This window comes from Paucibacter sp. B2R-40 (assembly GCF_025717555.1).
GTDB lineage: Bacteria > Pseudomonadota > Gammaproteobacteria > Burkholderiales > Burkholderiaceae_C > Paucibacter_A.
This window is the reverse complement of record NZ_JAJIRP010000006.1, coordinates 366,881-373,777: the sequence shown is the minus strand read 5'-3', so window position 1 is coordinate 373,777 and position 6,897 is coordinate 366,881. Positions and strand designations below refer to the sequence as shown.

5 protein-coding genes are annotated in these 6,897 nt (G+C 54.8%); 3 read left to right on the top strand and 2 right to left on the bottom strand.

The window, feature by feature from the left end; all coding sequences use genetic code 11:
• Positions 1-535 (top strand): PEP-CTERM sorting domain-containing protein (locus LNV09_RS14765; protein WP_263557827.1); only part of this gene is annotated, 535 nt, incomplete at its 5' end.
• A gap of 229 nt (positions 536-764) precedes the next feature.
• Positions 765-1,406, top strand: coding sequence for a DUF6710 family protein (locus LNV09_RS14760; RefSeq protein WP_263557826.1), 642 nt, complete (start codon positions 765-767; stop codon positions 1,404-1,406).
• On the opposite strand, the gene LNV09_RS14755 is transcribed toward LNV09_RS14760, so the two are convergent.
• A complete protein-coding gene (locus tag LNV09_RS14755) occupies positions 1,399-2,853 on the bottom strand; it encodes an argonaute/piwi family protein (protein ID WP_263557825.1) in 1,455 nt (484 codons plus the stop codon). The two genes, LNV09_RS14760 and LNV09_RS14755, sit on opposite strands and share 8 nt — an antisense overlap.
• Positions 2,850-4,457, bottom strand: a complete 1,608-nt coding sequence (locus LNV09_RS14750) for an SIR2 family protein (RefSeq protein ID WP_263557824.1) — start codon at positions 4,455-4,457, stop codon at positions 2,850-2,852. The genes LNV09_RS14755 and LNV09_RS14750 overlap by 4 nt, the downstream gene beginning before the upstream one ends.
• 563 nt (positions 4,458-5,020) lie before the next feature.
• Between LNV09_RS14750 and LNV09_RS14745 the strand changes: the two genes are divergently transcribed.
• On the top strand, positions 5,021-6,460 hold the full coding sequence (locus tag LNV09_RS14745) for a hypothetical protein (RefSeq protein WP_263557823.1): 1,440 nt from the start codon (positions 5,021-5,023) through the stop codon (positions 6,458-6,460).
• Positions 6,461-6,897: the final 437 nt, after the last annotated feature.

Genomic DNA, 6,897 nt, shown 5'->3' with positions numbered 1-6,897 from the left:
GCTCAATGTCACGGCCGGTGTGCTTAGCCTTGGCGTAGGGTTTACAAACAGTGGAACAGTCAAGGGCAGCGGCACACTCGCATCAGCCACTGTAATCAATAGCGGCCATGTCGCCCCTGCAGAGGCAATTGGAACATTCGCAGTTGTAGGCAATTTTGAACAAACTGCCCTAGGCTTCCTCGATGTCGAGTTGCATGGCGCAGGTTCTCATGACCTATTGACTGTTACTGGTTCGGCGTTCCTTGATGGAACTTTGAACATTGTCTGCTTCGCGAACTGCTCACTTGAGGCTGGCGAATCATTCGTGATTCTTGACGCCAGTCCGAATGCACTGAACGGAGTTTTCTCGAAGGTCATCATGTCTGGATTTGGCTCTGGTGAGTTTCAAGTCATCTACGACCGTGCAAATGGAGATGTTCGCTTGAACGTCCTTGAATTTGCAGCCGCTGTGCCGGAGCCAAGTACCTATTTGCTGTTTCTTTCAGGCGGATTGTTGATTCCATTCCTTCGTAGACGCCAACGCTCAAAAGTTTGATGCCCAAAGCAAAGCTAGGTGTCATTCGCTGGTCTATGACGTTTGGTTTTGTTGAAGATTTTGCATGTGCTCTACCGTCGGGACCCATTGAACTATGCTTCCAAAGAGCCTTGAGACTTTGCTCCAGAACTTGTCAACGAACTTCCCAGCCAGAAGGCAACCTCAGCGAGTTCCGTATCCAAGCCTTCCAAAATCTCGCCGGCTGACGCAGAGCCAGCAATGGACATCCATGCTGTGGTCAATCGACTCGGCTCAGGCAAATGGCAAGCATGCGCTTCGGGGACTTGCAGTCGCGCTATCCCAAATCATTCGAGCGCGGGCCTTAGAGACGCTGCTAATGGATGCACGTGAATTTCACAAACCTAGTTTAGATGCCGAAGACTTGCTGTGGGATGACTCTTTGCCTTTGAATGCAGAGGGGGACACGCGCGCCTCTCTGATGAGAAAAGCGTCTCGAACTTTGTCAGTCGAACTCAACGATGCAATAGTCTTCCCTGCGCCTTGGGAGCGCTGGCGGCTATTCAAGGCATTTCAGAATATGGGCGAGAAGCGGGAGTGGGGCGCTTGGCGGCAAGACTCCAATCATTTCGGTATTGCATGGAAGCCATGGCCTATTGTCTGGGTTTCCAACGGCAATCACAGCACGATGGCGGCCCTCATCCGCGGCGGCGGTAAGTTCAAATGCCATGAGGCGTATGACTTCAGCCCTGTGCTGCAAGCAGTTAGGACTGACGGCGTGAACTGGATTCGCATTGACACTGAAGAGGTATTGTCGCCAGTTCGTTCTTTGCCAATGGCAGGTATTTTTGAAATCGGTCGGCGTTTGATGACTAAGCCGTTGGACATGGCGGAGGATGCAGTGCCTACATAAACAGACGGTAAGGGTAAGAATTACCCGGTAGTCGCTGGACCTTGGAAATGATGCGAGATAGCCCCTGTGAATATTTAATTGTTACAGGTGTCTGGTCGTACAGTGCGTCGTTGTTCCAGTCCATCTTCGCCAGTGCCATGACCTCCAATCCCAGGACCTGAAAAGGCCCCCTACCCATGTGGCGGCGAAGGACTATTGGTCGCGGGATACTGTTGCCTCCTTGGAAGAAGTCCCGACCATCGGTGGCGGCTGGGGCGTTGCCAGCAAGCCAAAGAAGACATGAATTGCTTGACGTCATCAACATGGTTCCGCGTGGGACTGGGTATCCGTGCGGGATAACTGGCCTTTCTTTCGAGGGGCCTTGCAGCATCCACACTCCGCGCCAGGCGCCTGCGCTCGCCACCTCTATGCATTCCACCTCATTGATTGCCTGCGTGGCGTCCCTTACTCCTTGAAGCTCGCAATCCGTGAACGCGGTGGTCTTATGAACCACCAGTCGCTTGGGTGTGCGCCCAGGATGACCGTCCATGTATAGGCGTAGGCTGCGCGTTAGCACCGCTCTCATATCGGCTCGCGAAAGGAACGGGTTGCGCTTGGCCTCCGCCAAGTCCCGGATTTCATCGTTGGCTTGGAACGCAACAAACTGCATACCCCCACCTTCCGTATCAAAGACCTGGGAGCAGCAGGTGACAAAGTGGGCCCTACTTTCGGTCTGTCGGATTGCGTATGCAAGCCCAATATAGGCTGTATCTTCGGGGACGCTAGGGATGCGGGCAAGTTTCCACGGAGTCCCTCCCGCCTTGGCGTAGAGGGCGATGGCCAAGCGCCAAGCCCGCGCTGCGTGATTCTGGAATCGGAGTGACTTGTCGTTGACGACCTGCGTTGGAATACCAAACTGAGCGGCCAATACCTTCAGTTCGTGGTGAGCGTCGAACTCTCTGGTCTTGACTTCTGGCAGCCAGTTGTCTGGGATGTAGACCATGGCCACATCAAATTGCTCTCGTACAGCTTCGAGTCGCTTTAGCGACTGATAGATGCCTGAACGAACTCTTGCAGCCACTGTGGTGCCCTCCCCAAAGTCGGCAATTTTTTCAGGCCAGATGACGTGCGAAGTACTAACAGCACTGGCGACATCCACTTTGAATAATCGCTCGAAGCCTGGGTAATCTCTAGCGTAGGGGTTCCTGTCGGTGTTCTGGTGCGCAGATAGCAAACTTTCGCGCATGTCTCGCACACGGGCAACGCCATGTTTGGGGCCTACATAGGCTACGCGGATGCGTTGGGCGAACCGCTGGAAAGAGTCTTGGTCGAACGCTCCGAATCGTGTCAATCCTGAAAGGGGATGTCTATGAGTTGCGTTGCCCTCAATAGAGCTGAAACTTAAAGACGGCTCATCCAGAATCTCGAAGGTAGGAAGCTGTCCGATGTTTCGTTCGAGTGCGCTCATCGTGCACCCCTTCGATGATTAAAGAGGTCATGTTCATAGGCGGGGCGGGACTTTGCTGTGTTCATGCCAAGGACGAAACGCCCGTCGATGCCCTCTCCAGAGCTTAGGTCTAAGGCGCTGTGCTCGTTGCCTCGGGAGTAAGAAAGTAGGTGAACCCAAGCGTCTAGGATGTTCGACCATGCCTCGTTGCGCCTAGTAACCCACCTCTTTCGAAGCCACTCCTTGGCCGTTTCCTCGTCTCGAAGCTTTCGTCGAAGGATGCCTTCGCTCTCGCTCTCAATTCTCGGGAAGTCTAGAAACGTTGTGGGTTCAAAAACCAACCACCACTGGTCATCGGCCAAATCTAGCCGCAGTGACAGGCCCTCTGAGTAGGCTACTTGTGTACCGTTAACGACGCCAGTTAGCGGAGAACCGAACGTCGCTTGAAGCTTTTGAAGTAGTTCGGCCCTATCCTCCTGAATCGCAACCGGTAAGTCCCTTTTCGGTCTTAGGACCGCTACCTCATTGCCCCAGGGTTTGAAGCGGGCATATAGGGGCAATCGTCTGCAAATGGCCCGAACCATCGCGTCGTAGAGTAGCCCCTTAGCCCAAGAGTCCTTGGTGGCATCGAGAATCACTTCGCCTGACAAGCGCGGGCGGAAAGGTGCTAATCCGCGAATTAGTTCGGCATCGTCACCGAATGCTGCAAGAGTGCGGGGTGAGCCAATCTGGCCAACGACCGCCCAGACTTTGGATTCCTTAATAGCCTGACGCACGTCCATCATGCTTGGCTCAGCATCAAGTATTATTTTTCGCGCACGTGTGGGCATTTCCAGAAGCGGAATAGCCGTGAGGCGAAGAACCGGGAATCGAAGCGCCGGCTCTCGGTTCAGCGGAATCTGCGCCGGTGTTGTGCGCTTGCGGTCGCCGAAAATATGGTGGACGAGAGGTACTGGCAGCTCTACTCTGTCTGCGATATCGCCGAGTAGCTCGTCGAAAGTTGCGCCAGTGATGATGTGCACTTCGACTTGGGCTGTCTGAGCTTGTTGAATGAAGTCTTTCACAGCTGGCAACAGGGTAGCGGGGTCCGGGCACAACCAGTAGATGCCCTTCGGATAGGCATGGGGGTATCTCAGAACCGCTTTCAACGCGGACATCACCGACTCGTCGCGTCCGCTATATCCCGCTATGACCAAGCCGAAACGCTGGAGCGCTTGTTCGAGTACTGCCCGGAAAATCTCAGCTTGTTCCTTGAGTTCATACTCCACATTTTTTAGTTTTAAGGACCTGTAGTCCCCGTGTAGCTTGACCAGGAGTGGCCATTCACTGTTTCGAAGACAAGAACTCGCGCGCTCTTGTCCGTCGAGCGCCGCTACGGTAAGTGGGGCACGGTCCAAGCTGGATAGCGACTGACCCGCGACCGTGGCTGAGTCCTCGATGAGTGAGTCAAAATTCGTCGTGAAGATGCAGGGTGCTTGGTCCGAGGCTATAAGTGAACCGAGAGCTCGGTGCCCTAGCGAAGGCTGGGCTTTGTTGACCAGCTTTTTGATGAATAAACGTCGGTCTTCATCTGTCTTGTGCAGAGCCTCAAAAACTCTGGCGTACTCGGAGGGGTCTCCCGGCATAGGCAGCTTACCGACTTTGGCATGGTGCAGGTCAATACGCTCTTGCCAAGTCGGGGCGCTCGACTCTATTTCCCTTGGAGATATTCCAGTTTCCAACGCATATAGCCGTGCACGGAACTCTTGGATAACCTGATAGCCTGTCGGTATCCCGGAGGCTGCTGACGCGCCCGCACCCAGCAACCATGCGTATCCGGCTGGGTTTAAGGCAAAACGTTCTGCAAACGCACGACTACTTATTTCCCCCATAGACGCTTTCCCTCTCATCTTGTCATCGGGAATGGTAGCTCAGCTATCAGTGCCGACCTTGCAGTAGAAAATCGAAGTGACTATTTTTCCGTAAGGACATGGGCCAGATTGTCCTTCTGGACTGAACTTTGGCTACCTAAAAGAACGCATCTAAGCGCCACATTTAAATACCCCTCGCTACATCCCCCAGCAGCACGCACGGTGTGTGCTGCATAGACAACGCCCCACCTCTCCTAATGCTTGGCGACGAGAGGTAGGGCGCAGCGGGGTACTCGTGGCTCGTATAGCAACTGGTCTCCCGCGCGGGGGAGACCGAAATGGCGCAACACGAGCACGCGTTTGATTTCAACGAATCTATCGAGGAGGCATTCGACTATCACGACCCAAGTCGACCTGGATTCGTGTCAGTCATGGCAAAACAGGCGGACGGCCAGATGCGGCAGTCCTCTTTCAAGCTTGTTGATTTGCCCGGACGACTTGTCCAACTTCGAGAGTCTGGGCGGGACGCATTCATCGGCCAGAACGAATTTTGGAAGCCGAATAGGCAGGCCATCAACGTCTGGCGGATGACGACGCAGTTTGTCGACCTTGACACGTACAACGTGCCAGACCTTTCATGGCGACTGCCTGAAACTCAGCGCGACATGCTGCTGCAGTTCATTGACGATGAGTGTTTGCCGCCGCCCAGCGTCATCTTGTTTTCAGGTCGAGGCCTGCAGGTGAAGTGGCACCTGGCTGGGGCTTTGCCGCCTCGCAGGGCAGTACCAAGATGGCAAGCGGTACAGGATGAGCTTTGCCGGCGATTCACGATGTTTGGCTCTGATATCAAAGCTCGTGACGTCTCTCGTGTTCTCAGAGTGTCTGGGACGGTGAACACCAAAAGCGGCGAGCTTGTGCGCATTCTTTACCGCGGCAAAGTCTGTTCAATGGGAGGCGAGCGCCTGCCCAACGGCGGCGTTGGATATGACTTCGATTTGCTTGCAAACGAGGTCCTTGCTTGCACGAGAACTGAGCTTGAAACCAACGCCGCGAATCGAGCCCGCCTGCAGGAAGAGGGCGAGGCTGAAGCGGAACGGCGCCGGGATGCTGTTCGTGAGCGGCTTGCGGTGGTTGATGGCGGGCTTTCGGCCACGCGGAAGAAGTCACCTTCCGCAAAAGGCTTGGTAGCAACTCAGTTGTCTTGGGACCGACTTGAAGACTTGCGCAGCCTCAGCGAGTTGCGGGGCTGGACGAGCACTGGCGCGCCCCCAGGTCGACGGGACATGATGATGTTCTTGTCAGCATGTTTTCTTGCCGACTCTAGGCTTTGCATTGATATCAATCCGCAGTTGAAGTCGCTTGCAAGCGAATTCGCGCCGATGTGGACTGAGGCTGAGCTGGCCTCTTGCACTTCAACTGCTTTGGCCCGTGCAGCTGCAGCGGAACGAGGTGAAAAGCTGCTCTTCGGTGGTGCCGAGGTTTGCCCGCGGTACAGATTCAAGAACTCGACTTTGGTCAATCTGCTTGAGATTACGTCTGATGAGCAGCGCCAATTGCAAACAATCTTTGGTCCGGATGAAGTGCGCCGCCGGGACCGGGAGCGGAAGGCCAGGCAACGGTTGGAAGCAGGGTGCGAAACGCGAGAGGTCTACCTGGCCAGGGCGGCTGAAACTGCAATCAAGGCTCGGCGCATGAAGGCGGATGGGTTCACTCGTTCGCAAATTGCGGCGGCTCTTGGTGTCAGCTTGGCCGCTGTCACTGGGTACTGGAAGGGCTGAAAAGGCGAAGGGTCAAAGTTGTTCCGTACATATGGTGGAAGTGGCGAAGCCAGCGGGCTGGTTGACGCCTTTCCTTGTACAGGGTGGTTGAATCAAACCTAGATACGTCGGGAGCTACTTTCCAATCCCGGGGCGGTTGAACATAGCCCAGATGCGTTGGTGGCTTCTTTCCATTCCCTGGTCGGTTGAATGCACTGGCCAGCCCGGAGACTTCTACCCTTGTTGAGGGCGGCTTCAACTACTTCCAGGCCATTGACCGTGGGTGGAGGCTTCTACCCTTGCAAGGGGGGTGAGTAGTCATGAGGGCTGTTTTGCACTGCCCGTGATGCTTCAGTTTTACCGCCTGTTCCGATTTGAATTGACCACCCATGCCGATGTGGCCACGACAGCCGAAAGTCGGTGCTGCGAATTAATTTCACGGATTGGAATGACACCTT

Bases quoted from the DNA above. Each gene is read 5' to 3' on its own strand.
- LNV09_RS14750 (WP_263557824.1), bottom strand. From the start codon at position 4,457: ATGCCGGGAGACCCCTCCGAGTACGCCAGAGTTTTTGAGGCTCTGCAC.
- LNV09_RS14755 (WP_263557825.1), bottom strand. From the start codon at position 2,853: ATGAGCGCACTCGAACGAAACATCGGACAGCTTCCTACCTTCGAGATT.
- LNV09_RS14745 (WP_263557823.1), top strand. From the start codon at position 5,021: ATGGCGCAACACGAGCACGCGTTTGATTTCAACGAATCTATCGAGGAG.
- LNV09_RS14760 (WP_263557826.1), top strand. From the start codon at position 765: ATGCTGTGGTCAATCGACTCGGCTCAGGCAAATGGCAAGCATGCGCTT.